Annotated in this window: 21 protein-coding genes; 13 read left to right on the top strand and 8 right to left on the bottom strand. The window is 50.1% G+C overall.

What is annotated here, in order from left to right:
• Window positions 1-54: 54 nt before the first annotated feature.
• Window positions 55-1,809 carry a signal peptide peptidase SppA gene (gene sppA, locus GWG06_RS19410; RefSeq protein WP_127044303.1) on the bottom strand — a complete coding sequence of 585 codons (1,755 nt, stop codon included), beginning with the start codon at window positions 1,807-1,809 and terminating at the stop codon, window positions 55-57.
• An 86-nt stretch (window positions 1,810-1,895) separates the two neighbouring features.
• On the opposite strand from sppA, the gene folK reads away from it, so the two are divergent.
• Entirely contained in the window at window positions 1,896-2,390 is a 495-nt protein-coding gene (folK, locus tag GWG06_RS19415) for a 2-amino-4-hydroxy-6-hydroxymethyldihydropteridine diphosphokinase (protein WP_127044304.1), read from the top strand.
• An 11-nt stretch (window positions 2,391-2,401) separates the two neighbouring features.
• Window positions 2,402-3,031: a deoxynucleoside kinase gene (locus GWG06_RS19420; protein ID WP_127044305.1), complete on the top strand. Its 630-nt coding sequence runs from the start codon at window positions 2,402-2,404 to the stop codon at window positions 3,029-3,031.
• Window positions 3,032-3,185: 154 nt separating this feature from the next.
• Here GWG06_RS19420 and GWG06_RS19425 read toward each other — a convergent pair whose 3' ends face one another.
• Both GWG06_RS19425 and proB read right to left on the bottom strand, forming a co-directional pair.
• Window positions 3,186-4,436 carry a glutamate-5-semialdehyde dehydrogenase gene (locus tag GWG06_RS19425; protein WP_160715310.1) on the bottom strand — a complete coding sequence of 417 codons (1,251 nt, stop codon included), beginning with the start codon at window positions 4,434-4,436 and terminating at the stop codon, window positions 3,186-3,188.
• Between the two features lie 11 nt (window positions 4,437-4,447).
• Entirely contained in the window at window positions 4,448-5,482 is a 1,035-nt protein-coding gene (proB, locus tag GWG06_RS19430; protein WP_127036543.1) for a glutamate 5-kinase, read from the bottom strand.
• Between the two features lie 187 nt (window positions 5,483-5,669).
• On the opposite strand from proB, the gene bla reads away from it, so the two are divergent.
• From bla to GWG06_RS19465, 7 genes are all read left to right on the top strand, one after another.
• Window positions 5,670-6,569, top strand: coding sequence for a class A beta-lactamase (bla, locus tag GWG06_RS19435; RefSeq protein WP_160715312.1), 900 nt, complete (start codon window positions 5,670-5,672; stop codon window positions 6,567-6,569).
• A gap of 170 nt (window positions 6,570-6,739) precedes the next feature.
• Complete coding sequence (locus GWG06_RS19440) at window positions 6,740-7,420, top strand: response regulator transcription factor (RefSeq protein ID WP_127036547.1); 681 nt, start codon at window positions 6,740-6,742, stop codon at window positions 7,418-7,420.
• Window positions 7,421-7,422: 2 nt separating this feature from the next.
• On the top strand, window positions 7,423-8,793 hold the full coding sequence (locus GWG06_RS19445) for a sensor histidine kinase (RefSeq protein WP_127036549.1): 1,371 nt from the start codon (window positions 7,423-7,425) through the stop codon (window positions 8,791-8,793).
• A 128-nt stretch (window positions 8,794-8,921) separates the two neighbouring features.
• Window positions 8,922-10,028, top strand: coding sequence for an efflux RND transporter periplasmic adaptor subunit (locus tag GWG06_RS19450; RefSeq protein ID WP_160715314.1), 1,107 nt, complete (start codon window positions 8,922-8,924; stop codon window positions 10,026-10,028).
• 9 nt (window positions 10,029-10,037) lie between these two features.
• Window positions 10,038-13,118: an efflux RND transporter permease subunit gene (locus GWG06_RS19455; RefSeq protein WP_160715316.1), complete on the top strand. Its 3,081-nt coding sequence runs from the start codon at window positions 10,038-10,040 to the stop codon at window positions 13,116-13,118.
• The gene (locus GWG06_RS19460) at window positions 13,105-14,379 is read left to right on the top strand and encodes a TolC family protein (RefSeq protein ID WP_160715318.1); all 1,275 of its coding nucleotides are present in this window, start codon (window positions 13,105-13,107) and stop codon (window positions 14,377-14,379) included. Before GWG06_RS19455 ends, GWG06_RS19460 begins: the two co-directional genes overlap by 14 nt.
• Window positions 14,380-14,430: 51 nt before the next feature.
• Entirely contained in the window at window positions 14,431-14,979 is a 549-nt protein-coding gene (locus GWG06_RS19465; RefSeq protein ID WP_160715320.1) for a porin family protein, read from the top strand.
• Between the two features lie 147 nt (window positions 14,980-15,126).
• Here GWG06_RS19465 and GWG06_RS19470 read toward each other — a convergent pair whose 3' ends face one another.
• Together GWG06_RS19470 and GWG06_RS19475 are read right to left on the bottom strand one after the other, a co-directional pair.
• Complete coding sequence (locus GWG06_RS19470; RefSeq protein ID WP_160715322.1) at window positions 15,127-15,639, bottom strand: hypothetical protein; 513 nt, start codon at window positions 15,637-15,639, stop codon at window positions 15,127-15,129.
• A 77-nt stretch (window positions 15,640-15,716) separates the two neighbouring features.
• Window positions 15,717-16,793, bottom strand: coding sequence for an alkene reductase (locus GWG06_RS19475; protein ID WP_160715324.1), 1,077 nt, complete (start codon window positions 16,791-16,793; stop codon window positions 15,717-15,719).
• A gap of 87 nt (window positions 16,794-16,880) precedes the next feature.
• On the opposite strand from GWG06_RS19475, the gene GWG06_RS19480 reads away from it, so the two are divergent.
• From GWG06_RS19480 to GWG06_RS19495, 4 genes are all read left to right on the top strand, one after another.
• Window positions 16,881-17,756: an AraC family transcriptional regulator gene (locus tag GWG06_RS19480; protein WP_127036563.1), complete on the top strand. Its 876-nt coding sequence runs from the start codon at window positions 16,881-16,883 to the stop codon at window positions 17,754-17,756.
• A 54-nt stretch (window positions 17,757-17,810) separates the two neighbouring features.
• On the top strand, window positions 17,811-18,080 hold the full coding sequence (locus GWG06_RS19485; RefSeq protein WP_127036565.1) for an ArsR/SmtB family transcription factor: 270 nt from the start codon (window positions 17,811-17,813) through the stop codon (window positions 18,078-18,080).
• 137 nt (window positions 18,081-18,217) lie between these two features.
• The gene (locus tag GWG06_RS19490; protein WP_127036567.1) at window positions 18,218-18,982 is read left to right on the top strand and encodes an SDR family oxidoreductase; all 765 of its coding nucleotides are present in this window, start codon (window positions 18,218-18,220) and stop codon (window positions 18,980-18,982) included.
• A 529-nt stretch (window positions 18,983-19,511) separates the two neighbouring features.
• Window positions 19,512-21,284 (top strand): hybrid sensor histidine kinase/response regulator, encoded by a 1,773-nt coding sequence (locus GWG06_RS19495; RefSeq protein WP_160715326.1) that lies wholly within the window; start codon window positions 19,512-19,514, stop codon window positions 21,282-21,284.
• Here GWG06_RS19495 and GWG06_RS19500 read toward each other — a convergent pair.
• From GWG06_RS19500 to GWG06_RS19510, 3 genes are all read right to left on the bottom strand, one after another.
• Window positions 21,269-22,216 carry a terpene synthase family protein gene (locus tag GWG06_RS19500; protein WP_160715328.1) on the bottom strand — a complete coding sequence of 316 codons (948 nt, stop codon included), beginning with the start codon at window positions 22,214-22,216 and terminating at the stop codon, window positions 21,269-21,271. The two genes, GWG06_RS19495 and GWG06_RS19500, sit on opposite strands and share 16 nt — an antisense overlap.
• Window positions 22,217-22,621: 405 nt before the next feature.
• Window positions 22,622-24,046, bottom strand: coding sequence for an aminotransferase-like domain-containing protein (locus GWG06_RS19505; protein ID WP_127036573.1), 1,425 nt, complete (start codon window positions 24,044-24,046; stop codon window positions 22,622-22,624).
• A 55-nt stretch (window positions 24,047-24,101) separates the two neighbouring features.
• Window positions 24,102-25,532 carry an aminotransferase-like domain-containing protein gene (locus tag GWG06_RS19510; RefSeq protein WP_158631387.1) on the bottom strand — a complete coding sequence of 477 codons (1,431 nt, stop codon included), beginning with the start codon at window positions 25,530-25,532 and terminating at the stop codon, window positions 24,102-24,104.
• Between the last annotated feature and the right edge of the window lie 66 nt (window positions 25,533-25,598).

Consider the following 25,598-nt stretch of genomic DNA (forward strand, 5'->3'; position numbering starts at 1 on the left):
TTTGCTTCGTTCTTCGCTTTCATTCGTAATTCGCCATTCGTAATTCGTAATTATTTAATAGAAGTTGTAGTTAAACGGCAGCTTCGCCTGCACATCTCCATGCATATACTGTACGTCTTTCAGTTGCTGATAGAGGGAATAGTTGATGCCGAATTCCTTTTTCAGCAGGCGTGTTTCCATTTCGCCGCTGACGCTTTTAAGAAATTTGGAGAATTTATCTTTTACTTCAGGATATTCCACCATTCTGTAGGAGCTGAGTTTTGCCAGGCCGGCTGCACATTTAAGGGCATCGTTTACGCCGCCGATGCGGTCTACAAGGCCCAGGCGGATAGCTTCCGTACCACTCCATACGCGGCCCTGCGCGATGCTGTCCACAATGGCGGGGTCCAGCTTTCTGCCGGCAGCCACACGTGATTTGAAGGAATTGTAGATCGTGTCAACGCCACTCTGTACAAAGCGTTTTTCAGCATCGTTCAGCGGACGGCCCATCGTGCCCAGATCTGCATAGGGCGCCGTTTTCACGCCGTCGAAGGTAACGCCCAGTTTATTTTTGAAGAAATTCTGCATATTGAACATCACTCCGAAAACACCGATGGAACCTGTCAGCGTATTAGGTTGTGCAAAAATAGAATCTGCCATACAGGAGATATAATACCCGCCGGAAGCGGCGTAATCGCCCATAGATACCACTACCGGCTTCACTTTCTTCGCCAGTGACAGCTCGCGCCAGATCACTTCAGAAGCGAGGGCACTGCCGCCGCCGGAGTTTACCCGGAACACGATGGCCTTCACATTCTTGTTCTCCCGGGCTTTGCGGATAATTTCCAGGTAGTTTTCGCTGGCTATTTTGTTCTCCCGGTCAGATTCTCCGCCTATAATGTCTCCCTGGGCATAAATGACCGCTATTTTATTTTCACCCGTGCCACGGTCGGGCGTTACAGCGCTGTTATATTTGAGCAGGGTTATCAGGTTCAGCTTTTCGTCGCTTTTGATGCCGGTCTTGCTTTTCAGCTCCCCTATCACTTCATCATCATATCTCAGACCATCTACCAGCTTATATTTGAGGGCATCTGAAGGCTCCCGGATCAGGTTTTCGCTGGCATAACCATGCAGGGTGGCGGTATCTACGCCGCGCGCCTTGCTGATACCATGCAGGAAGTTACCATAGAGGTCGCCCAGGAATTGGTTGGTTTGTATGCGGTTAGCGTCGGTCATCTGCGTTTCGCGCAGCGGCTCGGTAGCGCTTTTGAATTTACCGCAGTAGAATATTTCGGGTTGTATTTCCAGCTTGTCGAGGGTCCCTTTCACGAAAGTCAGCTCCGTGGAGAAACCGGCAAAATCCAGTCCCCCTTTGGGATTCAGGTATATCTTATCCGCTGCGGTAGCTACATAATATGCCTGCTGCCCCATTACTTCCCCGTATGCGTAAACAAATTTCCCGGACTTCCTGAATTGCAGCAGGGCGTTACGCAGCTCTTCGTTGCTCGCAAATCCGTTGCTGTTACCATCTATCTTCAGGTAAATACCTTTGATATTATCGTCGGTGGCAGCATTTTCAATCAGTCTTACCGTCTGATATAATCCCGGGATTTCAGCCGTTTCATCTTTCATAAAAGCGCCGAGGGGGTTAGTTTGCTTCTGTTCATTATATGCCTGGCTTGTTTGCAGCACCAGTACGCCATTGGGGGCTAATGTCTCCGGCTCTGAGGATATTGCTCTGCCTATCATCACCAGCAGGATGATAAAGCAGATACCGGTAAAGACGATAAAAGCGAGTAAGGATGCAAAGAAAATTTTAAAGAAACGCATACTTTTTAGTTAAAATGAAAGGGAAGTGGAAAGATACATTTTTTCAAAAATACGGAATATGGCTACTTTTGGGCTTCAGAATATACATGAATACAGCAATATTACTTATAGGTGGCAATTTAGGTGATCGTACCGGGAACCTGCAAAAAGCAGTGCAGCTTATCGCTGCAGACGCAGGGGCCGTACAGAAAATCTCCGCCTTATACCAGACCGCCCCGTGGGGCGCAGTAGACCAGCCTGACTACCTGAACCAGGCTATCATGATACATACGTCCCTGGATGCACTAACGTTATTGCATACACTGCTGGACATAGAAAGAAGAATAGGCCGCATCCGCCAGGAGAAATGGGGTGCGCGGGTCATCGATATCGACATGATATTTTATAATGATGATATCATTTCCCTGCCGGACCTGAAGATCCCCCATCCCAGGATGCAGCTGCGGCAGTTTGTGCTGACACCTCTCCTGGAAATCATCCCGGACTACATACATCCGGTGCTCCACAAAAGCATCCGCGAACTGGCGCAGGATTGCAAAGACAACCTGAGCGCCATCAAACTGAATACAGAACAGCCATAACGACCCATAGCATGCAATATAAATTTATTACGGTAGAAGGAAATATAGGCGCAGGCAAAACCACCCTGGCCAATATGTTGTCTCAACATTTTTCCGCCAAACTGATCCTGGAGGAATTTGCAGACAACCCGTTTCTTCCGTTATTCTACGAACGCCCGCAACAGTACGCGTTTCCACTCGAACTGTTTTTTATGGCAGAAAGATATAAGCAACTCAAGGAGATGCTGCAATCCCACGATCTGTTCAGTGATGTGGTCATATCAGATTATCTTTTCATCAAAAGCCTCCTGTTCGCCAAAGTAACCCTGCCGGAAGAAGAATTTTCCCTGTATCAGAAGCTCTTCGATATCATCAACCCGCAACTGGTACAGCCGGAGCTGCTCATCTTCCTCAATGCGCCCGTTACCAAATTGCAGGAAAATATCAGAAAAAGAAACCGCTCCTACGAGCAGCAGATTCCGGACGAATACCTGCTGAACGTACACGATATGTACATGCAATATATCAAGCAACATCCTGTACGCACCCTCGTAATAGATACCACAAAAGTGGATTTCCTGCACAACCCCGACGATTTCGGAATGCTGCTGCAGGCGCTGGAGAAAGAGTATGAGCCGGGGGTAAACTATTTGAAATTCTAATTACGAATTACGAATTGCGAATTACGAATGTAGAAGCGAAGAGCTAAACGTAGATTAAAGGTGATATACAATAGTTATCTCTTTTAATCTACGTTTAGCTCTTCGCTTCTACATTCGTAATTCGCAATTCGCAATTCGTAATTTAAAACCAATATCATTCCCTCACTTGCCCGGCTCCATACACAAACCACTTCTCCGTTACCAGTTTTTCCAGTGCAAACGGCCCTCTGGCATGCAGTTTCTGTGTAGAGATGCCTATCTCGGCGCCCAGGCCGAATACGCCGCCATCGGTGAAACGGGTGGAGGCGTTTACGTAAACGGCCGCTGCATCTACGGTGTTGAGGAACTGTTCGCTGACGATGGGGTCCCTGGATATGATGGCCTCCGAGTGGCGGGAAGAATATTGCCGGATATGTTCCAGTGCGGCGGAAAGGCCGGACACTACTTTAACGGAACATTTCAGGGAAAGGAACTCCCGGCCGAAGTCTTCCGGTTGTGCAGCATGAAGGTAGGGGTACTGCTGCGCTTCCAGCAAGGCGTAGGCTAACGGTTCCGCATATACGTCTACGGCGTGGGCGGACAGCTGTGGTGTCAGCAGTGCCAGGAAGTCCGCTGCTACTGACTGATCTACCAGTATGGTGTCCAGTGCATTGCAGACGGAGGGGCGCGATACTTTGGCGTTGGTAACGATAGCAGCTGCCTGTTCCAGGTTGGCGGATTTTTCCACGTAGGTATGACATACGCCGGCGCCGGTTTCTATGACCGGTACGCGGGAGTGTTCCCGGACGTAGTCGATCAGCTGCTGGGAACCGCGGGGTATAATAATGTCGATATATTTTTCTGCGTTGAGCATTTCCGCTACATGCGCCCTGTCGGCAGGCAGCAGCTGTACGGTGCAGACATCTGCCCCAAAGCGGCGCAGCGTATCCTGTATAAGCGATACCAGGATGGTGTTGGTATGAATGGCGTCAGAGCCGCCGCGCAGCAGACATACATTACCGGAGCGGATGCAGAGGGCGGCTACATCTATGGTAACGTTGGGCCGCGATTCATAGATAACACCCACAACGCCCAGCGGCACGGTTTTCTTCTGTACCAGCAGGCCGTTTTCCAGGTGCCTTTCCAGCAGCAGCTCATTGGCAGGGTCGGGAAGACGGGCGATGTCCACCAGGCTGGCAGCCAGGCTCCTGATACGGGGGCCGTTCAGCAGCAGCCGGTCTTTTTTGGGATCATCGTCAGCCATGCGTTCCAGGTCTTTTTTGTTTTCAGCAATAATGGCGGGAATCTGTTCGCTGATGGTGCGTGACAGCTGGTGCAGCAGTTCCTGTCTGATGGCATCCGGCAGCGTACGTATAGATACCGTCGCTTTTGCCGCATTTTCCAGGAGGGGTTGTATCGTTTCCATGTCGGTTATTTTTACAGCAGCACAATATCATCGGCATGTGCTACCTCTGTATTCTGTGCTTTAAGGTTTACATCCAGTGTTTCTGAGGCAATCCTTGCCCTGCCTACAGCAATAGCTATATTATCTTCATTGACGATTTCTATTACCTCTCCGCATTCAAATTTTTCCAGCACCGACTTCACACCTACGGCGAGCAGGCTGTGTCGCTTTTCCAGTGCTGCCTGCGCGCCCTGGTCTATCATGATTCTGCCGGTTACCAGGCTGCCGCTGGCCAGCCATTTTTTGCGGGCCGGCATACTGCAGGGCTGCGGCAGGCACAAGGTACCTGTTTTGCCTGCGATGGCATTGAGTATGCCGTCGGTGGTGCGGATGCCAAAGATCACCACCCTGATGCCCATACGGGTGGCCAGTCTGGCGAAGGTGAGCTTGGATACCATGCCGCCCAGGCCCAGCGCGGACTTCTCCTTGTCGGCCAGCGCCAGCGCATTTTTATCGATGACGTCTATCTGCGGTACCACCTGCCCCGACTTATCCAGTACGCCGGCTACAGAGGTGCTGAACAGCAGCAGGGAGGCGCCGAAGCCAACGGCTATCAGCGTTGCCAGCTCGTCGTTATCGGAAAATTTCAGCTCCAGGCTGCTCACCACATCGTTTTCATTGGCGATAGGAATGATGTTGCTGGCCCACAGTTCTTCGTAGGTGCGTTTCAGTTGCAGGAACTGATCCCTGTTGGAAAAGTGCTGCCGTTCGCATAGGCTCTGCGCCACCGCTATATTGTAGGGCGCAAAGTAACGGGTATATTTATTCAGCAGCAACGGGTTGCCGATAGCTGCTGCCGCCTTGCGTTCGCTGATACTGCCGTTGTACTGGCGCAGGAACTGCTTGCCGGCAGCCACCGCCCCGGATGATACCAGTACAATATGATAGGTGTCGTGCAGCGCGGCCACCTGCCGCGCAATACCGGCAATCACGGTTTCGTCCAGATCGCCGTTCTCCCGCGTGATAGACGCTGTACCGAATTTGATGACTAATATTGGTTTGCTCAATGCGCTTCTTTTTTGGAACCCTAAAAATAATATCCGTATCGCTAAAATGGTAGCGCAAAATCATCTCCCCGGTATTATTCTTTCCCGGTTGCCTGTAACTCCGGTAAGCAGTACCCAAATTGGTGTTGTCACAGGTTTTATTTTTTATCTTTGAAAATCAGCTGTCTGATAATAAAATCATCTGCTTATGTCAGGAATAGTCCGTTTGTTTTACTGTCTGCTGCTGGGTTGCTGCGGCCTCTCCGTCAGTGCACAGCAATCGCCTCTGGTCCGTGCCTATGCCACCATTGCCTCCGGTATAAAGGGCACTGTCGGCATATCTTCGGTAGTACTGGAAACCGGCGCTGCTGCAGGTCTGCGTACCAATGAGCATTTCCCTATGCAGAGCGTGTATAAGTTCCCGATCGCCATGGCGGTACTGCATGAAGTAGATAAAGGCCGGCTGTCATTACAGCAACCGGTCCGCGTGCTGCCATCAGACCTGATCCCGAAGAATGGTCACAGTCCACTCCGCGACGCGCATCCGGCAGGGAATGTTGACTACAGCATCGCCGAACTCCTGCGCCTCAACGTGGCGGAAAGCGACGGTACCGCCTGTGATGTGCTGCTCCGCCTCCTCGGCGGCCCGGAAAAAGCCGGCCAGTATGTACACAGCCTGGGCATCACAGATATCAGCATCGCTACCACTGAGCAGGTACAGGTGCCCGATGAAATGGTGCAATACCGCAACTGGTCTACCCCCGCAGCCATGACAGCCCTTCTGAAAAAATTCTATACCGGCAAAGGCGCCCTTTTATCCGACAGCAGCTACCACTTCCTCCTTCACCTGATGGTAACCTCTACCCCCGGCGCTAAAAGGCTGAAAGGACTCCTGCCCAAAGACGCCGTCGTAGCACATAAAACAGGTACTTCCGGTACCACCGGCAACCTCACCAGGGCCACCAACGACGCAGGCATCATCACCCTGCCCAATGGCCATCACCTGCTGATAAGCGTTTTTGTCAAAGATGCCCGGGCAGACCTGGCGCAGCGGGAAGCAACGATTGCGAGAATAGCGGAAGCGACATGGAACTACTATGTTAAGTAATTACGAATTGCGAATTACGAATGTAGAAGCGAAGATAGAAGCGAAAAAGTAAATTAAATTATTGGCAATCTCTTTTAATCTCCGCTTATATCTTCGCTTCTACATTCGTAATTCGCAATTCGTAATTCGTAATTCGAAGTTCGTAGTTCTTTTATTCATAGCTTTGGCTCATGAAAATCTTAGTCATCGAGGATGAAGAACGCGTCGGCGCCCTGATCCGCCGTGGTCTGGAAGAACAAGGCTATACGGTAACACTGGCATGGGATGGCGAAGCGGGCCTCAAGCTGGCGCTGGGAGGAGGCTTCGATCTGATCATTACAGATATTGTATTGCCGCGTATCAATGGGCTGGAGGTGAGCCGCGCCATCCGTGAGGCGATGCCGGATATTCCGGTGCTGATGCTCACTGCACTGGGAACTACAGATGATAAGGTAGAAGGTTTTGATGCAGGTGCAGATGATTACCTGGTGAAGCCGTTTGATTTAAGAGAGCTGCTGGTGCGTATCCGCGCATTGCTGAAAAGAAACAGCGGCACAGTAGCGCCGCAGCAGACAGTACTGAAGTATGCAGATCTGGAAATGAACCTGCAAACGAAAAGCGTTACCCGCAACGGTACTGATATTCATCTCACCCCAAAGGAATTCAGGCTGCTGGAATATATGCTGCATAATAAAGAGCGCGTATTGTCAAGAACAGAGATTGCAGAGAATGTCTGGGATACTCATTTTGATACCGGCACCAATTTTATTGATGTGTATATTAACTATCTCCGTAAAAAAGTAGATAAGGCATTTGAAGTAAAACTGATCCATACCAAACCAGGTATGGGATTCATTTTTAAAGCAGGCTAGTCATGAAGATCCGCACCCGGCTCACCTTACTGTTTACTGGTATGACAGCAGCGCTGCTGCTGCTCTTCGCTTCGGTTGTCTATTTTTCCTTTTCACAGGACAGGGAGGAAGAGTATTACAAGAACCTGCGGCAGCAGGCCGTTACCAAAGCCAATCTGCTGCTGGACGCAAAGGTCAGCCCGCAGGTGCTGCAGCTGATCTATAAAAATGCTTCCGGTTCCAGCTCCCAGGAAGAAGTAGCGATCTATGATACCGCTTTCCACCTGTTATATCATGATGCCGTGGAAATAGACAAGGTGAAGGAAACCCGTACCATGATCCGGGAAATTGCCGAAAACGGACAAATATCCTTTCATACCGGGCAGCTGCAGGTAGTGGGATTCCTGTACGCACATAACGGAAACGACTATATTATTACAGCCGCCGCGCAGGATGAATACGGATTGTTCCAACTGCACAACCTGCTGTGGACGCTGGTAGGCGCATTTTTTACCGCGGTGGTGCTGGTATTCCTCGTCGGGCAGTTCTTTGCCCGGCAGGCGCTGAAGCCCGTATCGGATATGGTGGATGAGGTGGAAGAAATCACCGCGACCAACCTGGACCTGCGCCTGAAAAATGATAGTAAGGATGAAATAGGTGAACTGGCGGTTACCTTCAATGCTATGCTGGACCGCCTGGAGCAGTCGTTCGATGCGCAGAAGCAGTTTGTATCCAATATCTCCCATGAACTGCGTACGCCCTTAACCGCTATGATGGCTGAGCTGGAAATCACCGCCTCGCGGGAGCGCCCGGCGGAAGAATACCGGCAGTCCATGCGCCATGCCATTACCGACGCGCAACAGCTGGTGAAGCTCTCCAACAGCCTGCTGGACCTGGCCAAAGCCAGCTACGACCCCTCTGAAATACATTTCCGCGAAGTGCGGCTCGATGAAATTATCATGGATGCCCGCCGGGACATACTGCAGGCCCACCCGGAATACAAAATCAGTATTGTCATGGAAGAGGCAAATGACGATAGCGATGATGACCTGATCTCTGTTACCGGTAACGAATACCTGCTGAAAGTAGCTTTCATCAACCTCATGGAAAATGGGTGCAAGTTTTCCCATCCGCCGGAAACCACTGTTACGCTTACCTGGTTCAAAGGGCATACTATCCTGCGTTTTGCAGATGAAGGAATAGGAATGGAGAAAGAAGACCTCCCGCATATCTTCGATCCTTTTTACCGCGGCCGCAACCACCGCTTTGTAGATGGCAACGGTATCGGCCTGTCGCTGGCCATGAAGATAGTCCGCCTGCACCGGGGTAATATCAGCGTTGCCTCTAAACCTGGCCAGGGGACCGTGTTTACGGTAGAACTCCCACATGTCTGATCCCGCATTCTAATAGATTTCTAATAGCATTCTAAAAGCTCTCTAACGGCTTCCCCGGCAGGCCGGATTTACCTTTGCGGCAGTTATGGCGGTATAGCTGTAACGGATACACGAAAAATTTTATGGCGATGAAAACAATGACTGTTGCCTGCTGGGTGATGCTGATAACGGCGTCCTGCCAGCATCCCGGACCTGCAAAGGAAGAAACCCCGTTTGAGCTGAGGGGAGATACCATACTGGTGCCTCCCGGCTCGCCACTGTCGCAGAAAATACGGCTGTTCACCGTTGCGGCCGTACCCTATCACCTGGAACTGCTCTCCGCAGGCGTGGTCAAAGCCATCCCCAACAACTATGCAGAGATAGCCCCGCCTTTCGCCGGCAGGGTCATAAAATCGTATATGCGTTTGGGTGAGGAAGTGCAGGAAGGAGCGCCGCTGTTTGCCATTTCATCTCCCGACTTCTTTACGGCGCAGAAAGCATACTTCCAGGCGCAGCAGCTATGGCAGCAGGCAACCACTGCACAACGCCGGCAGCAGGACCTCATGGAACACGGTGTAGGCGCTGCCCGCGACCTCGACGAAGCCAATACCAACCTGGCAGTACAACGTAAGGAGTTTGAAAATGCTGCCGCTGCCCTGAAGGTGTTCAACGTAGATCCGCAGCACCAGGTGCTGGGGCAGCCTCTCATTATCCGCGCGCCGCTCAGCGGGGAAGTCATCAGCAATAAACTGGTTACCGGCCAGTTCCTGGCCGCAGAAGCCGGCCCGGTGGCTGTAGTAGCCCGGCTCTCACAGGTATGGATTGCCGGTCAGGTAAAAGAAAAAGACCTCCGCTTTATCCATGAAGGCGATATGGTTAAAATGGAAGTAGCTGCATTACCGGATACCGCCCTGCCGGGAAAAGTATTTCATATCAGCCGGGTGATAGATGAAGCCACCCGCGCCGCTGAAGTGCTGATGCTGTGCGATAACCCCCGCCGCCAGCTGAAACCGGGCATGTACGCCAGCGTACACTTTATGGACCCGCAGGAAAAAGTAATATCCGTGCCTGCAAAGGCAGTGATGCAGGAAAATAACAGCGGTTACGTATTTGTAGCTGCCGGCGAAGGAAAATATATACGCCGCCAGGTGGCTACAGGCGAGACTTTCAGCAATCAGCTGCTCATCACAGCCGGACTGCACCCCGGCGAAAAAATTATCGGCGATGGCGCCTTCTATCTCTCAGCAGCAAAATAAAACCGGCTCATGAAAAAACTGATCTCCACTGCCATCCATCAACGGTGGCTGTTTATATGTCTGTTCGCACTACTGGCGGCAGGCGGCTATTACTGCTGGACACAGCTGTCTGTAGAAGCATACCCCGACATTGCCGATGTTACCTCTCAGGTGGTAACACAGGTGCCCGGCCTGGCCGCAGAAGAAGTGGAACAGCAGATCACCATTCCGCTGGAACGCGCCCTCAACGGTATGCCCGGTATGCATGTCATGCGCTCCCGATCTACCTTCGGCCTGTCCATGATTACCATGGTATTCGCCGACGGTGTGGATGACTACTGGGCACGGCAGCGCATCCGGGAAAGACTGGAAGAAACAGACCTGCCCTATGGCGCCAAACCCGGTCTGGACCCGCTGACATCGCCGGTAGGAGAAATCTACCGCTACATCATAGAAAGCGATTCCTCCGACCTCCGCACCCTGACTGACCTGCAGAACTGGGTAATCATTCCGCGCATCAAACAGGTGACCGGCGTAGCCGATGTAACCAATTTCGGTGGTATCACCACCCAATACCAGGTGGAGCTGGACCCTCAGAAGATGGAGCAGTATCATCTGCCCCTCAGCACCGTTACCGGCGCTATTGCCAGCAATAACGCCAACAGCGGCGGCAGTATCCTGGAGCGTGGGGATCTGGGGTATGTAGTGCGTGGTATCGGCATGATGAAATCACTGAATGACATCGGGCAGACCGTTGTACAGACGCAGAACGGCGTACCGATTTTTCTCCGCGACATCGGCCGCCTGCGCTACGGCAACCTGGAAAGGAAAGGCGTGCTGGGATTTACAGACCATCAGCGTAATTACAGCGAAAGCATCGAAGGTATCGTGCTGCTGCTGAAAGGACAGAACCCCTCCCGCGTCCTGAAAGGCGTGCAGGAAGCCGTGCAGGAGCTGAACAACGGCCTGCTGCCGCCCGGCGTGAAAATTCATCCCTTCCTGGACAGAACATCGCTGGTAGATACTACCCTGAATACGGTCACGCATACACTCCTGGAAGGTATGGCGCTGGTAATGCTGGTGCTGATACTCTTCCTCGGCAGCTGGCGCGCCGCCTTACTGGTAGCAGTCACCATCCCGCTCAGTCTCCTTTTTGCCTTTGTAGGCATGTATTTCACCAACATCCCCGCCAACCTGTTATCACTGGGTGCTATCGACTTCGGTATCATCGTGGACGGCGCTATTGTAATGATGGAAACCATGTTACGGCAGCGGGAAGATCACCCCAAAGAAATGCTGGAAGAATCTTCCTTTGCTGATAAAGCCATTGCTGTGGCCCGTCCGGTGTTCTTCGCCACGCTCATCATTATTACGGCCTATCTTCCCCTGTTTGCTTTTGAAAGAGTAGAGAAGAAGTTGTTCACACCGATGGCCTTTACCGTAGGGTATGCCCTCTTCGGGGCGCTGGCAGTGGCTTTGCTGCTGATACCCGGACTGGCGTATATGCTTTACCGTAAGCCGAAGAAAATTTTTCACAACCGCTGGCTGGAAAAGCTAACGGAGATGTACCAACGTCGTATGGAGAAAATCATGCAGCGCCCGAAGCGGGTGTTTGTACCGCTGGGATGCATATTGCTGGCAGCCGTAGGACTGACCGTTACTGTAGGCAAAGACTTCCTGCCGCCGCTGGATGAAGGTTCCATCTGGCTGCAGGTACAGCTGCCGCCGGGCGTTTCGCTGCCCAAAGCCCGCGAAATGGCGGACACCCTGCGGGCACGCACCTTGCGCCATCCGGAAGTGACGTATATGATGACGCAGACCGGCCGCAATGATGACGGCACGGATCCGTTCACACCTTCGCATTACGAATGTTCCATCGGACTGCTGTCCTATAAGCAGTGGCCGCACGGCAGAACAAAGCAGGACCTCATCAGCGAACTGGCCGCAGAATACGCCACTATGCCGGGGTATACGGTAGGCTTCTCCCAGCCGATGATAGACGGGGTGATGGATAAAATAGCCGGTGCGCATAGTGAGCTGGTCGTGAAAGTTTTCGGAGATGATTTCCGCGAAACCAGAAGGGTGGCGGATGCGGTGCTGACTACCCTGCGGACAGTTCCCGGCGCCGCAGACCTGGCCATAGATCAGGAGCCGCCGTTACCGCAGCTGCAGATACGCGTGGACCGCAGTGCCATAGCGCGCTACGGGCTCAATATTTCAGATGTAGCCGAACTGATAGAAATAGCTATCGGCGGAAAGGCTGTGTCACAGGTATTTACAGGCAACCGCGTATATGATATCAGCTGCCGCTATATAGCTGATGCCCGCAATACGCCGGAGAAAATCGGTAACCTCATGCTCACTACCCCCGATGGTGTAAAAATTCCGCTGTCGCAGGTAGCCAACGTGCAGCTGGCTACCGGGGAGAGCACCATCACACGGGAAATGAGCCGTCGTCATCTGACAGTACGCCTCAACCTGCGTGGTACAGATCTCACCACCTTCCTGCAGGCAGCACAGGCAAAAATAGCGCACGAAGTAAGTTACAATAAAGCACATACCACTATCGCCTGGGGCGGGCAATTCGAGAATAAAAACCGTGCCTACAGCCGGCTGGCAGTGATAGTGCCCGTAGCGCTGGCGCTGATGTTTATCCTGCTGTACAGCGCCTTCGGCGTATTCCGGCAGGCCGCGCTGATATTGTCTATTGTGCCGCTGGCTTTATTCGGGGGCATGCTGGCGCTGAATGTACGGGGTATGACCCTGAATGTATCTTCTGCCGTGGGTTTCATCGCTTTGTTTGGCGTAGCCATTCAGAATGGCGTTATCATGGTATCGCATATGAACAGTCTGCGGCAGCAGGCAGTATCGCTGAAGGATACCGTCATACAGGCTGCGAGGGATCGCTTCCGGCCGGTACTGATGACTGCCACCGTCGCCATGTTAGGTTTGTTGCCCGCATCGCTGGCCACAGGCATAGGCTCCGACGTACAGCGCCCGCTGGCCACCGTTATTGTATACGGGTTGCTATGCTCTACGCTGATTACCTTATACGCTTTGCCTGCCCTGTATTATCTCACCGAAAAAAAAGCGGCTGATGAAAAGAAATAATTTCAGAATGATGATATACCTGCTGCCGCTGCTGCTGCGTAGCGTAACGCTGCCGGCGCAGGACTCCCTGCTGCATTTCAATACTTTTCTCTCCGCTGTAGGACAGCATAACCTGGGATATGCAGCAGAGAAATTCAATACTGGCATCGCCGCTGCAAAAGTACTCAGTGCGAAAGTCTTCCCCGATCCGGAACTGAATATGGGCGTATTTGATAACGGACAACGGCGTATGCAGCTGGGATACGGCTTCAATGCGGGTCTGGGCTATACGCTGGAGCTGGGCGGCAAGCGCCGCGCCCGCATCAGCCTGGCCCGCAGCGAGCAGGAACTCACCCGCTACCTGCTGGAAGATTATTTCCGGAACCTCCGGGCAGATGCTACCCTGGCCTTTTTGCAGGCCATGCAACAGCAACGGCTGCACGAAGTTAAACAGCAGGCCTACGAGTTCATGCGCGCCCTCGCTGCTGCGGACTCTATCCGTTTCCGCGCCGGCATGATAACGGAAACGGATGCACGGCAGTCAGCCATCGAAGCCGGACTGTTACTCAACGAAGCCTACGGCGCCACTGCAGACATGCAGAACGCCAGGCTGCAGCTGAATCTCTTGCTGGGCCGCTTCAGCGGAGATGCCACGCTCGCCGTACAGGGCGATTTCTCCCGCTTCACCCGCAGCTTCTCCCTGCCACAACTCATTACTGAAGCACAAAACAGCCGCGCAGATCTGCTCGCCGCCCTGCAGCAGCAGGATGTTTCAAGGAAAAACCTGCAGCTGGCGAAAGCATCCAGGGCTATTGACCTGGGCCTGAACCTGGGGATAAACAACGTGTCGGTAGTAACTAACGTTGTCGCCCCTACGCCGTCAATGAATACTGTATCCGCCGGCATCAGCATTCCGCTGAAATTTTCCGCCCGTAACCAGGGAGAGCTGAAAGCAGCGACCTACGATGTGCAGCAACAGGAGGTCAACGCCAGGCAGGCCCGGTTGCAGATACAGACAGAAGTAACCACCGCCTGGACCAGCTACCTCGTCGCCGGACAGCAGCTGCGCCAGTTTGATACCGGCCTGCTGGAGCAGGCCCGCAAAGTACTCGACGGCAGGATTTACAGTTACCGCCGCGGAGAAACATCGCTGCTGGAAGTGCTCACCGCACAACGCACCTACAACGATGTGCAGGAACAATATGCAGACAGATTATACCGTCATGCCGCCGCCCTGGTAGAACTGGAAAGAGCCGCCGCCGTGTGGGATATCGGGTTTTAGCATGTGGTTATTTGGTTATTTGAGATTTAGTACCTGATAAAGAAGTCATTCATGAAAAATATATTGCTACTGCTGGGAGTACTGGTGATTGCCAGCTGTGCTGTTGCACAGGAGAAAACATTTTCTTTCGGTCTGCGTGCCGGTATACAGCTGCCACAAACAACAGGAAGAGATAAGGATAGCCTCGGCTATACAAACCATCCGGGATTTACGATCGGTGTGCAGGTTGTTTCACCACTCACCACCGCCTTTTCCCTGCAACATGATCTGCAGCTGGCCGGCAACAAGGACGAAACCCGCCTGGATCTCTTTCCGGTAAGCGTCGCTTTCACCCTGCAGCGTTTTCACCTCGCCGCCGGTCCCTACGCCGCGCTGCTGCTGCGTACCGCCAACTACGGCGCCGGTGCGGCCAACAGTGGCTACGCCGCCAAAAATGATCTGGGATTTACTATCAGTACCGGCTATACGATAACGCGGCATCTGAATATCAGCATCAGATATGCCCGCGGTTTTATACCTATGATGGAAAATGCAGGAGAGCAGGAGCAGCGGAAGGTGTATAGGCAGCAGGTTGGGTTAACGTTAGGTTACCTTTGGTGATAATTACGAATTACGAATTGCGAATTACGAATGTAGAAGCGACGATTAAAGCGTAGATCTAAGAAGATTTTCCATAATTAATCTCATCAGATCTACGCTTTAATCGTCGCTTCTACATTCGTAATTCGCAATTCGTAATTCGCAATTCTACTTCAGCAGCCTATCATATTCTTTTTCCACATTCGCAATATCAATATCCGTCACTTTATGACCGTTAAATAACAGTACTTCCCATCCATATTTTTCATCCTGAAGATTAATGGTGGTGATGCTGCCGTCTTTCATGCGGAAGGTAATTTTTCCGGTGGTGGCATCTACAATTTTTACGCCTTTGCTGTCAAGGAAAGTGCGTGAGTCTGTTAAGGCGTTGATGTTATCATCAGCGATAGAGTAGAAGGCTTCTTCTCCGTTTTCTTTTTTCAGTTTTTCCAGTTTGGCGGTATCGGGTGAATAGAAAACGGCACATGGTTCAGTGATGATGAGATCGCCGGAATTGGCTGCAGTGTTGAAGTTGGTAGCTGCATCCTGTTCAGTCGGCGGTGCGGCGGCTGTTTGTACTACGTGCTCCTTTTTGGTATGGCATGCCACAAGGAAAAGCATCACGATGGCTAACAGGCCGGGTTGTTTCATGGTGTACATGGGTAATAGTTTGTTTGGCATATTTTAGTTCCTTGCGTTGTTGCGGGTAACAACAACGCAAGCCTGTAAAGATAACTAAAAAATGACAGGAACCATCATCATGCAGGTATCATGACAGGATAATCAATTAATCCTTTTGCGCCGCCCTGATAGTATGTGTTTTTATCGCTGTCTGCGAACGGAATATTATGGCGGATGCGTTCTACGAGATCAGGATTGGAGATGAAGGGTCTGCCGAAGGCGATGAGGTCTGCATGGAGTGTGTGCAGCGCTTTTTCTGCCTTGTCACTGTCGAATCCGCCGCCGAGTATGAGCCAGTTGCGGAAGTGGTCGCGCAGCAGGCGGATGTAGTTGTCAGGAATGGGCGGGCGGCCGTTGGTAGATTGATCAGAGAGATGCAGATAGCGGATATTCATCTTATCCAGTTTGGTAGCGAGGTAAAGATAGGTCGCTGTTTCCTCATCGTAGGGGGATAGGCCGTTGAGACTGGCATATGGTGAGATGCGTATGCCTATGCGGTCTGCGCCGGCTATGTCTGTTGCGCCGGCCATGATTTCCAGGAGGAAGCGGCATCTGTTTTCGATACTGCCGCCGTATTCATCGGTGCGTTGGTTGGCGGCAGGGTGAAGAAATTGTTCCAGGAGGTAGCCATGGGCCGCATGTATTTCCACGCCGTCGAAACCGGCTGCCAGCGCATTTTCTACCGCCTGCAGGTGTGTGCGTACCATTATTCTGACAGCCGTTGTGCTGAGTGCTTCGGGTACCGGTAACGGGTATACGCCGTTGGTGGTGGGAATAGTTCCGGCGGCTGCGATGGCAGAAGGCGCCACCGGTGTAGTGTTACCGGGGATATTGAAGGGATGCCCGATGCGGCCGGAGTGAACCAGCTGTACAAATATTTTACCGCCATTGTCATGAACGGCATCCGTCACTTTTTTCCATGCTGCGATCTGTTCACGGTTGTACAGGGCGGGCAAGTGGGTGATGCCCATGCCGTCGGGAGATATGACGGTGCTTTCCGCGATGATAAGTCCGGCAGCTGCACGCTGACTGTAGTAAACAGGTACCAGTTCACCGGGTATGCCATTATCTGCTCTGCGTCTGCTCATGGGAGCCATTACGATGCGGTTGTTCAGGTGTAGTGTATCGCTGCCGATCGGTGTTAATAGTTTCATATGTTTGCTTTGATAAGGCAAAGTTATCCTGCCTGTAAACGCCGGAGCAGGAACAATGCGGGGATTCTGTTGTAATTTTGGAGGGTTATGGGAGCAAGAAATTTATATACGCCGTTTGAATTACTGGAACTGAATATGGAGGACTGGACGCCGCGGCCGCTGATTTATCATTTCTTTGAGATCATTCATATACAGGAGGGGACTGGTGTGCGGGTGGTGAATGGAAACAGGTTTCCGTACCGGCCGGGCAGCGTATTTATTTTCACGCCGCGCGATTGCCGCGGTTTTGAGATAGCGCAGCCCACGCGTTTTGTGACCGTGAGGTTTTCGGAATTGTTTTTAGGAAAGGAGTATGGCGCGGAGGAGCGGGAGCGTATTACGGGCTGGCTGAAGCAACTGGAGTATATATTGTTTAATCATAACAAGCATCAGCCGGTGCTGGTGCAGCGGGTGAATGACTGCAAAATGATGGCATCACTGATTGCCAATATGATGGAAGAATACCGGAACCGGCACCAGTATTATGAGAATAACCTGCAGCATTACCTGACCCTGCTGCTGAACCTTATTGCGCGTAATGTGGAGGCAGCATCGGCGGTGCGGGAGCCGGACGGGGAGGCGCCGCTGATCAGCAGGCTGATTACCTGGATACAGCAGCATATATATTACCCGGAGCAGCTGAAGCTGGAAACGATGGCTGCCCGTTTCAATATATCTGTTAACTATATAGGGGAGTTTTTCAAGAAGCAGACAGGGGAGAGTATCCAGCAGTATATTATCTGTTATAAGCTGCGGCTGGTGGAGCTACGGGTGGAGAACAGCCGGCTGACGATCGGGGAGATCGCCGATGAGCTGGGGTTCAGTGACGAAAGCCATATGAGCAGGCTGTTTAAGAAGTATTATGGGGTGAGCCCGGCGGCTTACCGTAAACAGAAAAAGGAGGGGGGCAGGCAGCCGGAATAAAAAAAAATACATTTAAATATTTGGATGTTTCGATAAAAGCTGTACATTTGTATCATGGATCTGGGAATTATAGAAAAAGCAGCAAATGCGGTAGCGGATAAGCACAGATTGTCGATTATCATGGAGATTGCCCAGAAGGGCAGTATCGTATGTGGCGATGTTTGTTGCCTTTGTTCCTTGTCGCAGCCTGCTGTGTCGCATCACGTAAAGATCCTGGTGGAGAGTGGTATACTGAATTCAGTAAAGAATGGCCGTATAGTGGAGCTGACACTGAATAAGGAGATGATGAAGCAATTATCTTTGTTCTTTTTACAATTGAGCTGAGCGTACCTGTAAGCGGTGTGAACGGCTTTTTTTATCGGCAAATACATCGATATGTTTAAATGTATAGAAATATAGAGACGGGCATCTCTATTTTTTTACCTGAATATATCGATACTTTTAAATAAATCAAATAGAAAATGGATCAGTCACTCAAGAACAAGACCGCTATTATCACGGGAGGTAACAGTGGAATAGGATATGCAACAGCAGCAGATTTTTTGGCTAAAGGCGCAAGGGTGCTGATCACGGGTCGCAATCCGGGTGCGGTGCAACGGGCAGTGCATTCGCTTGGATTTCCGGCGGAGGGGTTTACAGCAGATCAATCCAGTACGGACGACACGAAAAAACTGGCGGAGTATGTGCGTAGTCGTTATGGCAAGGTAGACATACTGTTTATTAATGCAGGCATAGCTAAATTTTCAGGAATAACAGATGTAACAGAAGAGGATTTTGATGCTATCATGAATATCAATTTCAGGGGCGCATTTTTCACAGTGCAGCAACTGTTACCATTGCTCAATGATGGCGGCAGTATTGTTTTCCTTTCAGCCACTAACGCCTACGCAGGGATGCCGGGAACGGCGGTGCTGTCTGCCAGTAAAGCAGCGATTAATTCTCTGGCAAGAACACTTTCCAGGGAGCTGGCGCCCCGGCATATCAGGGTGAACACAATTATCGGAGGTCCGATAGACACGCCGATCCTGGAGAAAATAGGCGTAAGCCATGACCAGGCAGGTGATATACGTAAGAAAATGACGGCCAGTATTCCGCTGGGAAGATTGGGAGAATCATCAGAAGTGGCCAATCTGGTGTCCTTCCTCGTATCTGATGGAGCAAGGTTTATTACAGGCGGAGAATATAGCATAGATGGCGGATTGATGGTACATCCAGGAATTAACTAGAAAGAGACAGGTGAATTTGCAGATCGGCAGAACGGATATTTTAAGAGTGATGAATTAAGATAACGGATTTGGAAGATCAGACAGGCAACAGGCTCAGACAAGCGTAACAACAATCGAAAGGAAAGGAAAACGGACAGGAATCAACATAAGCTGCAAATTCCGGTATTACAATCCATCGGTCCGCCATTGACTAAAATTCAGCAGAAACAGTTATAAATGTTAAACAGGTTTTGGTTAGAAAAAATTAGTGTTTTTTGATTTACAGTTGCTAGTAAAAGTTGAACATTGTAAACTAACCCCAAATTTATTTTTGCTTGCCAGGATTTGCCGGGAACCGGCTCCTGGCAAGCCTTTTTTAATAAAATAACCGGCCGGATTTTCCCCTTTGACCCCCGGAAATATGCCGGCTCCCTGCGCTTTTCCGGAAAGAAAAATCTAACTTGGTAATTTTTCACGTTTATACGTATATTTATATTGAATGCATAACCTGGCCTGCCGGAGGTAAAAATAACCCGAATAATAACCATGTATGGAAGTTGCTAACCATTCTTCAAGCAGAAAATTGTCGTGGAAAGAGATTTTGTCCTGGCCTGTGCTGGCGGGCACGAGGGATCTGAACAGTGTTGTTGACAGGCGACAGGTAATCGTTCTGAACAACATATTGGCCTTAGTCCTCAGTGCGATGGTATTGGGAATCGGCAGCTATTTTTACGCACTTACGCACTCAATCTACTTTGTCATTGGGGTGCCGGTGGAAACGCTTTGCTTTTGGGCGGTTATTTATCTGAACCACCGGAAACTCTATTATTATGCAAACCTGCAGACACTGGTAGTAAATGCCATATTTGCCGCGTACTGGAGTACCGTTTTAAGCGCAGGTATTTCACCAGAACTGGTTTTCGCGTTTATCATGCTGATTATTTTTCACCTGGCAAGTACGCTTATTTTGTATAAGAAGAAAGCTCCGATTATATGGCTGGTAGTAAGCGTAATACTCGCTGGTATTGTGATTATTAATGCTTTCACACACTTTGTTGTGCCTTTGGAATTAACACCGAGAATAGCTTTTGTGATGCGTGCCTTTACAAGCGTGGCTTTATCCGTATTGATTCTGTTAACGCTTTCCTCCTATATGACACAAATCCGGAACCTGCTCAGGTCCGAGAGAAGGCTGAAAGAGATAGCAGAAAGCCGGAGTATATTTTTGCGGGAAACCTATCATGAATTAAGAACGCCTTTTAACGCAATTTTCGGTATTGCTCAGCTATTCCAGCGCAGAAAGAATCAGTATACAGAAGCTGAAAAACAGGAAATTGATGACCTTTTTGCTTCCTGTTATATAGCCAGAAACATTATTAACAATGTACTGGATATGTCCAGGGTCGATTCCGGTAAATTCTATCATGTTATTAAGAAACCGGTCAACCTGAAGGAATGTGTTTCTCACTGCGTAGCTATGAACAGCTACCTGGCAAACTCCCGTGGAATATTTATCAATAATGAATTTGACACACGGATTCCGGCTTCGGTAGAAAGTGACCAGCTTTTATTGACAAAAGTGATCAATAATGTTTTATCAAACGCAGTGAAATTTGCTCCCGGTAACAGTGCTGTAACAATAAGTACCTGCCTTGAAGAAGAGAAAATTGTATTCAGGGTAAAGAACCTGGGGGTAATTGAACCGGAAATTGCCGGCAGAATATTTGATCCTTTTGTTTCCGGACGCAATCAGATGATGGAAGGAACAGGTTTAGGCCTTTGCATTACCAAACATTTGCTGGAGCTGATGGAGGGAAGTATTGCACTTGAGCAGGATGAAACAGAAACTATTTTTGCTTTTAATATACCATTAGAAACAGCAGAAGTGCAACAGCCGGTATCTACCAGAACTGCCGGTTATTTTAAAAAGAATTGTTTTGCCGGAGCATCTGCCCTGGTTATAGAAGACAATCTGTTAGATGCATCTCTGGCTAAGAAAATACTGATAGAAATGGGGATACGCACGATCCATTGTCAGGATGGTAGTCAGGCGTTTGATATTATTACTGCCGAGAAACCTGATATTATACTTACAGATATTAATATGCCGGGCTATAAAAGTACGGATATGTTGCATCTTCTGCGAAGTACCACGGAAGTTAAAGACACCCCCGTGATTGTAGTTTCAGGGGATGTCTTTAAAGAAGTGAAAGATGAAATGATGGAAGCCGGTGCAAATGCATTTCTAGGAAAGCCAATTCATTTCACAGAACTTTATCTCGAACTATCAAAGCATTTGCCACAATATTACGCAATGCCATAACGATTTGTATCCATTACTGCCCAATGGTCGTAACCCTTGATGATATTATATACCCCGCGGATATATTTGTCAACCTGCTGATTAATTTCCTTACTCCAGAAGGGAAGCGATTGCCTTTGTGCCTTTAGCTTTTCCTGGTACTGATCGTGGTAATCAGTAACGTAATCGATTGCTTCATCATGAGAAATATGTAATTCGCGTTCTGCAATAAAAATGAGATTAAAACCAGTAGCTTCCAGTTCCTGCTCTCTTTCCCTTGAGTGCAGATCATTTGATAAGCAACCCAGATGACTTAGCGTTAGTTCTATTTCCTGAATAGCAGGATGTTGATAGACTACATCAGGAATGTTAAGTCTTTTGAATATTGCTGCCAGCGGAAACATAATGTAAAAGCCGGTTTGTGGCCTCATTTCAAAGTACTTTTCAATAGTAGGCGTGTAATTATGTAATTGAATATCGAATTCAAAGAAGCATTCTTCCAAATAATCAATCATATGTTTACAGAAAACTTGGTACAAGAACGGTGTGCTGATGGCTTCCATTCTTAAAAGTATATCCGTGAGGCTTTTGCTGAGGTCATTACTCTTTAATGCTCTGTTACCCTTTAAAATACCAATGAATTCATAAAGAAGTATTTTCATTCTTGCGGCGCCAGTTGCATCAGAAGAACCCCTGTCACAAGCATCGTCTACAGTGAAGAGCCATGTAAGCAGATCTCCGGCCAGACATATCTGGTTATAGTCAGCATCCGGATATTCCCGTGCAGCCTGAAATCCAAACCTGGCCTTAGTATACCAGCTTATAGATTTGAATTGCGGAGCCAGCGAAAATTCTTGTGCCCAGCTTAAAGTGTGTTCCTGAACTGATTCAAAAGAGGAATGGATAGCGATTTTGCCTGGCAGTGTGATACAGGCCTGTACATGATTTGGCATAACTCAAAGGTTTAAATGTTAGGAAAATAAATCGGTAATAGAAATATTATATATTAAAAATTAATATGTGTTTGGCATAAGAATACTCTGTTCAGGTTTGGATAGGAGGTCAGATGAATGATAAGAGAAGGCGATTCAATAAAGTGCGTGTCGATCAAAAAACTTTGTAAATGCTAGTTACCGGTCAATGGCAGACTTCAAACATCCCTATTAAAATAGCTAAAAAGGACAAATTTTGTACGGAAAATATCCGGTCGGGGTTGTTTTTTGAAAAAGATAGTGATGAACAGCGGATAGTGAACTGTGGATTTCTGGCAGGTACATGAAGCTGTAATGCAGCAGGGACAAGGAAAGAATAGCCGCCAGCCGGCCACTGATGGTAACTCCGGCTGACGAAGGTATATATTACATTTTTCTTATAAGCTTTCCAAGGGTCTTTAAACCTTCGTCAACCTGCCTGCTCCAGGGGTTACCGTAACTGATCCGCAGGCAATTGTTGTATCGGTTCTGTAGAGAGAAAATACGGCCGGGACAAAAACTGATCTTATTTTTCAGCGCCTGCTGAAATAATTCAAAGGTATTGATATGGTCATCCAGCTCTATCCATAACACAACGCCACCCTGCGGCCGGGAAACACGGGTGCTCTCCGGAAAATACTCACAGATGGCCTGGGAATACCGCAAACTCTGCGTATGCAGCTGCTTACGCAGGTTACGCAGATGAAAATCATAACGCCCTATCTCCAGGAAATGACCAATAGCCGCATGTGGCAGCGACGCGCAGGCAATAGAGTGATGCTGCTTCATCCGCAGCACCTTGTCCTTATACTTGCCCGGCATCGTCCAGCCTACGCGGTAACCCGGCGCCAGCGACTTGGAAAAGGAATTGCACAGCAACACATTCCCCGATTTATCAAACGACTTGCAGGAGACCGGCCGCTGTTTGCCAAAGTAAAGATCTCCGTAAATATCATCTTCTATCAGGGCTATATCATACTTCTCTATCATGGCCACCAGCGCCTGTTTGTGTGTATCCGGCATGCAGCATCCCAGCGGATTGTTGAAATTGGTGACAAACAAACATGCCTTGATTTTATGTTTGGGAATGGCCTTGTCCAGATAATCCAGGTCTACGCCCGTTACGGGATGCGTAGGCACCTCCAGCACCTTCAGGCCCAGGCTCTCTGCCAGCTGCAGCGTGCCGTAATACGCCGGGCTCTCCAGCGCAATGGTGTCGCCGGGCTGCGTCACAGACGCCATGCAAAGGGTGAGGGCATCCATACAGCCGCTGGTGGTAACTATATCATCTGCGGAATACACGGCTCCCCAGGTAAGGGAAAGCCGCGCAATCTGCCCGCGCAGCAATGCATTGCCCTGTAACTCTTCATACCAGATGCCGTTGGCCGGCAGCTGCCGCATGGCATGTATCACCGCCTTGGCCATCTTCGCCGCGGGGAGTATGCCCACCGGAGGCGCCGCCACAGAGAATTTCAGGATATTTTCATTCGCCGTATGGTTGAATACTTCCATCACCATATCGCTCACCGTTACTTCGCTGGCCTTTTTTACCGGTCTGCAGGTATCCGGCATGGGCAACATCTTATGCATGTTACGGCGGATATAATAGCCTGATTTGGGCCGGGATTCAATCAGCCCCTTTCCTTCAAGATGATAGTAGGCCTGGAAGGCGGTAGTCAGACTAATACCTTGCTGTTTACTCAGCATACGTACGGAGGGCAGTTTCTCCCCCATCTTCATCACCTCTTTTTCTATCAGTTGCTCTATATTGTCTGCTACCTGCAGGTACAGATGGTCGGCGGTCTTTATCATGGCATTAAAATCTGATATGGTTCAAAAGTACAAAATGGCATCTGTTTTATGCAATTTATTTCAGCTGTTTATGTATCAGTTTCCCCAGCGTCTGAATAGCCCAGGACAGCTCCTCACTGAAAGGGTCTGCGCCGGAAAGCCGCAGGCAGTTGTTATATTGCTGCTGACTGGAAAACAGCGCCCCCGGCGTAAAAGCAATATGGTGGGAGAGGGCCTGCCGGTGCAGCTCCCAGGTATCGGCGGGAGGAGGCAGCACTACCCACAGGCTGATACCGCCCTCTGGCCTGGTAAGCAGGGTACCGGCAGGAAAATATTGCTGTACGGCCTTGCTAATCTGCAGTTGCTGTATGTGCAGCGTTTGCCGCAGCTGCTTCAGGTGCAGGTCCATGCGCTGCTGATCCAGGAATTTCACCAGCAGCAGCTGAGGTACCATACCGGTACCGGCAGACGACATGAATTTCAGGTGCATCAGGCGTTCGCGGTACCGCTGGTTAATGATCCAGCCTATACGGAGTCCGGGCGCCACCGATTTAGAGAAAGAGGAGCAGTAGATCACCATATCCGCACGGTCGTAAGTCTTCACCGTTTTGGGCCGTTCCGGCCGGAAGTGTAAATCGCCATAGACATCATCTTCTATCAGCGGTACCTCATATTGCTCCAGCAGGCGCGCCAGCTGCTTTTTTGCAGTGTCCGGCATACAGCTGCCCAGCGGATTGTTGTAGTTGGTAATCAGCAGGCAGGCAGCTACTTTTTTCTTCCGGAAGTTATCTTCGAGAATGTTCAGGTTAATGCCGGAAACCGGGTCAGTAGGTATTTCCAGGGCTTTCATGCCCAGGTTTTCGATAGCCTGCAGCAACCCGAAAAAGGTGGGCGACTCAATGGCAATGGTATCGCCGGAGCGGGCAACGGCACGGAGGCAGATTGTCGCCGCTTCGATGGCGCCATTGGTAATCACAATATCATCCGGCGAAACCGCACCGCCCCAGTTGAGCGACAGCCGCGCGATGTGCCTGCGTAACGGCTCATATCCCGCGAGGTCACCGTAAGGGATATACGCAGTTTTATCTTCCTGCGCCGCCTGCCGGAAAGCCTTGCTGAGTTTTGCTCCCGGCAGTATCGACGGATGCGGGGCCGCGCCTATCAGCGAAGTCATCCCCTTTCGTTGCGCCGTATGCCTGACAATGGTGACCCGGTCGCTGATATTCACCCGTGTCGGCGTTTTCGCCGGCAGCGTTTGTGGCGGCAATGCCGGGAACAGGTGCCGCGCATACTGCACAAAGTACCCCGATTTTTCCCTGGCCGCTATCCAGCCTTTCCGCTCCAGGTGCAGATATACCTGCAGCGCCGTACTGATGCTGATGCCCTGTTCCCGGTGCAGGCTCCTCACGGAAGGCAGTTTGTCGCCTATCGCATAGGTGCCATTCATAATCATCGTCTCGATTTTATCGGCCAGCTGAAGATAGAGGAAGTCTTTCTGCTTGTTCATCTCTGAAAAAATCTGTTATGGTCAAAAATACAATAATCTGTATCTGTTTTGGTGGCATTTTTTAGC

Origin of the sequence: Chitinophaga solisilvae (genome assembly GCF_009928525.1) — a bacterium.
Taxonomy (GTDB): domain Bacteria; phylum Bacteroidota; class Bacteroidia; order Chitinophagales; family Chitinophagaceae; genus Chitinophaga; species Chitinophaga solisilvae.

Excerpts from the sequence above, each read along its gene's own strand:
- sppA (WP_127044303.1), bottom strand. The coding sequence starts at position 1,809 with ATGCGTTTCTTTAAAATTTTCTTTGCATCCTTACTCGCTTTTATCGTC.
- folK (WP_127044304.1), top strand. The coding sequence starts at position 1,896 with ATGAATACAGCAATATTACTTATAGGTGGCAATTTAGGTGATCGTACC.
- GWG06_RS19420 (WP_127044305.1), top strand. The coding sequence starts at position 2,402 with ATGCAATATAAATTTATTACGGTAGAAGGAAATATAGGCGCAGGCAAA.
- GWG06_RS19425 (WP_160715310.1), bottom strand. The coding sequence starts at position 4,436 with ATGGAAACGATACAACCCCTCCTGGAAAATGCGGCAAAAGCGACGGTA.
- bla (WP_160715312.1), top strand. The coding sequence starts at position 5,670 with ATGTCAGGAATAGTCCGTTTGTTTTACTGTCTGCTGCTGGGTTGCTGC.
- GWG06_RS19440 (WP_127036547.1), top strand. The coding sequence starts at position 6,740 with ATGAAAATCTTAGTCATCGAGGATGAAGAACGCGTCGGCGCCCTGATC.
- GWG06_RS19445 (WP_127036549.1), top strand. The coding sequence starts at position 7,423 with ATGAAGATCCGCACCCGGCTCACCTTACTGTTTACTGGTATGACAGCA.
- GWG06_RS19450 (WP_160715314.1), top strand. The coding sequence starts at position 8,922 with ATGAAAACAATGACTGTTGCCTGCTGGGTGATGCTGATAACGGCGTCC.
- GWG06_RS19455 (WP_160715316.1), top strand. The coding sequence starts at position 10,038 with ATGAAAAAACTGATCTCCACTGCCATCCATCAACGGTGGCTGTTTATA.
- GWG06_RS19460 (WP_160715318.1), top strand. The coding sequence starts at position 13,105 with ATGAAAAGAAATAATTTCAGAATGATGATATACCTGCTGCCGCTGCTG.
- GWG06_RS19465 (WP_160715320.1), top strand. The coding sequence starts at position 14,431 with ATGAAAAATATATTGCTACTGCTGGGAGTACTGGTGATTGCCAGCTGT.
- GWG06_RS19470 (WP_160715322.1), bottom strand. The coding sequence starts at position 15,639 with ATGCCAAACAAACTATTACCCATGTACACCATGAAACAACCCGGCCTG.
- GWG06_RS19475 (WP_160715324.1), bottom strand. The coding sequence starts at position 16,793 with ATGAAACTATTAACACCGATCGGCAGCGATACACTACACCTGAACAAC.
- GWG06_RS19480 (WP_127036563.1), top strand. The coding sequence starts at position 16,881 with ATGGGAGCAAGAAATTTATATACGCCGTTTGAATTACTGGAACTGAAT.
- GWG06_RS19485 (WP_127036565.1), top strand. The coding sequence starts at position 17,811 with ATGGATCTGGGAATTATAGAAAAAGCAGCAAATGCGGTAGCGGATAAG.
- GWG06_RS19490 (WP_127036567.1), top strand. The coding sequence starts at position 18,218 with ATGGATCAGTCACTCAAGAACAAGACCGCTATTATCACGGGAGGTAAC.
- GWG06_RS19495 (WP_160715326.1), top strand. The coding sequence starts at position 19,512 with ATGGAAGTTGCTAACCATTCTTCAAGCAGAAAATTGTCGTGGAAAGAG.
- GWG06_RS19500 (WP_160715328.1), bottom strand. The coding sequence starts at position 22,216 with ATGCCAAATCATGTACAGGCCTGTATCACACTGCCAGGCAAAATCGCT.
- GWG06_RS19505 (WP_127036573.1), bottom strand. The coding sequence starts at position 24,046 with ATGATAAAGACCGCCGACCATCTGTACCTGCAGGTAGCAGACAATATA.
- GWG06_RS19510 (WP_158631387.1), bottom strand. The coding sequence starts at position 25,532 with ATGAACAAGCAGAAAGACTTCCTCTATCTTCAGCTGGCCGATAAAATC.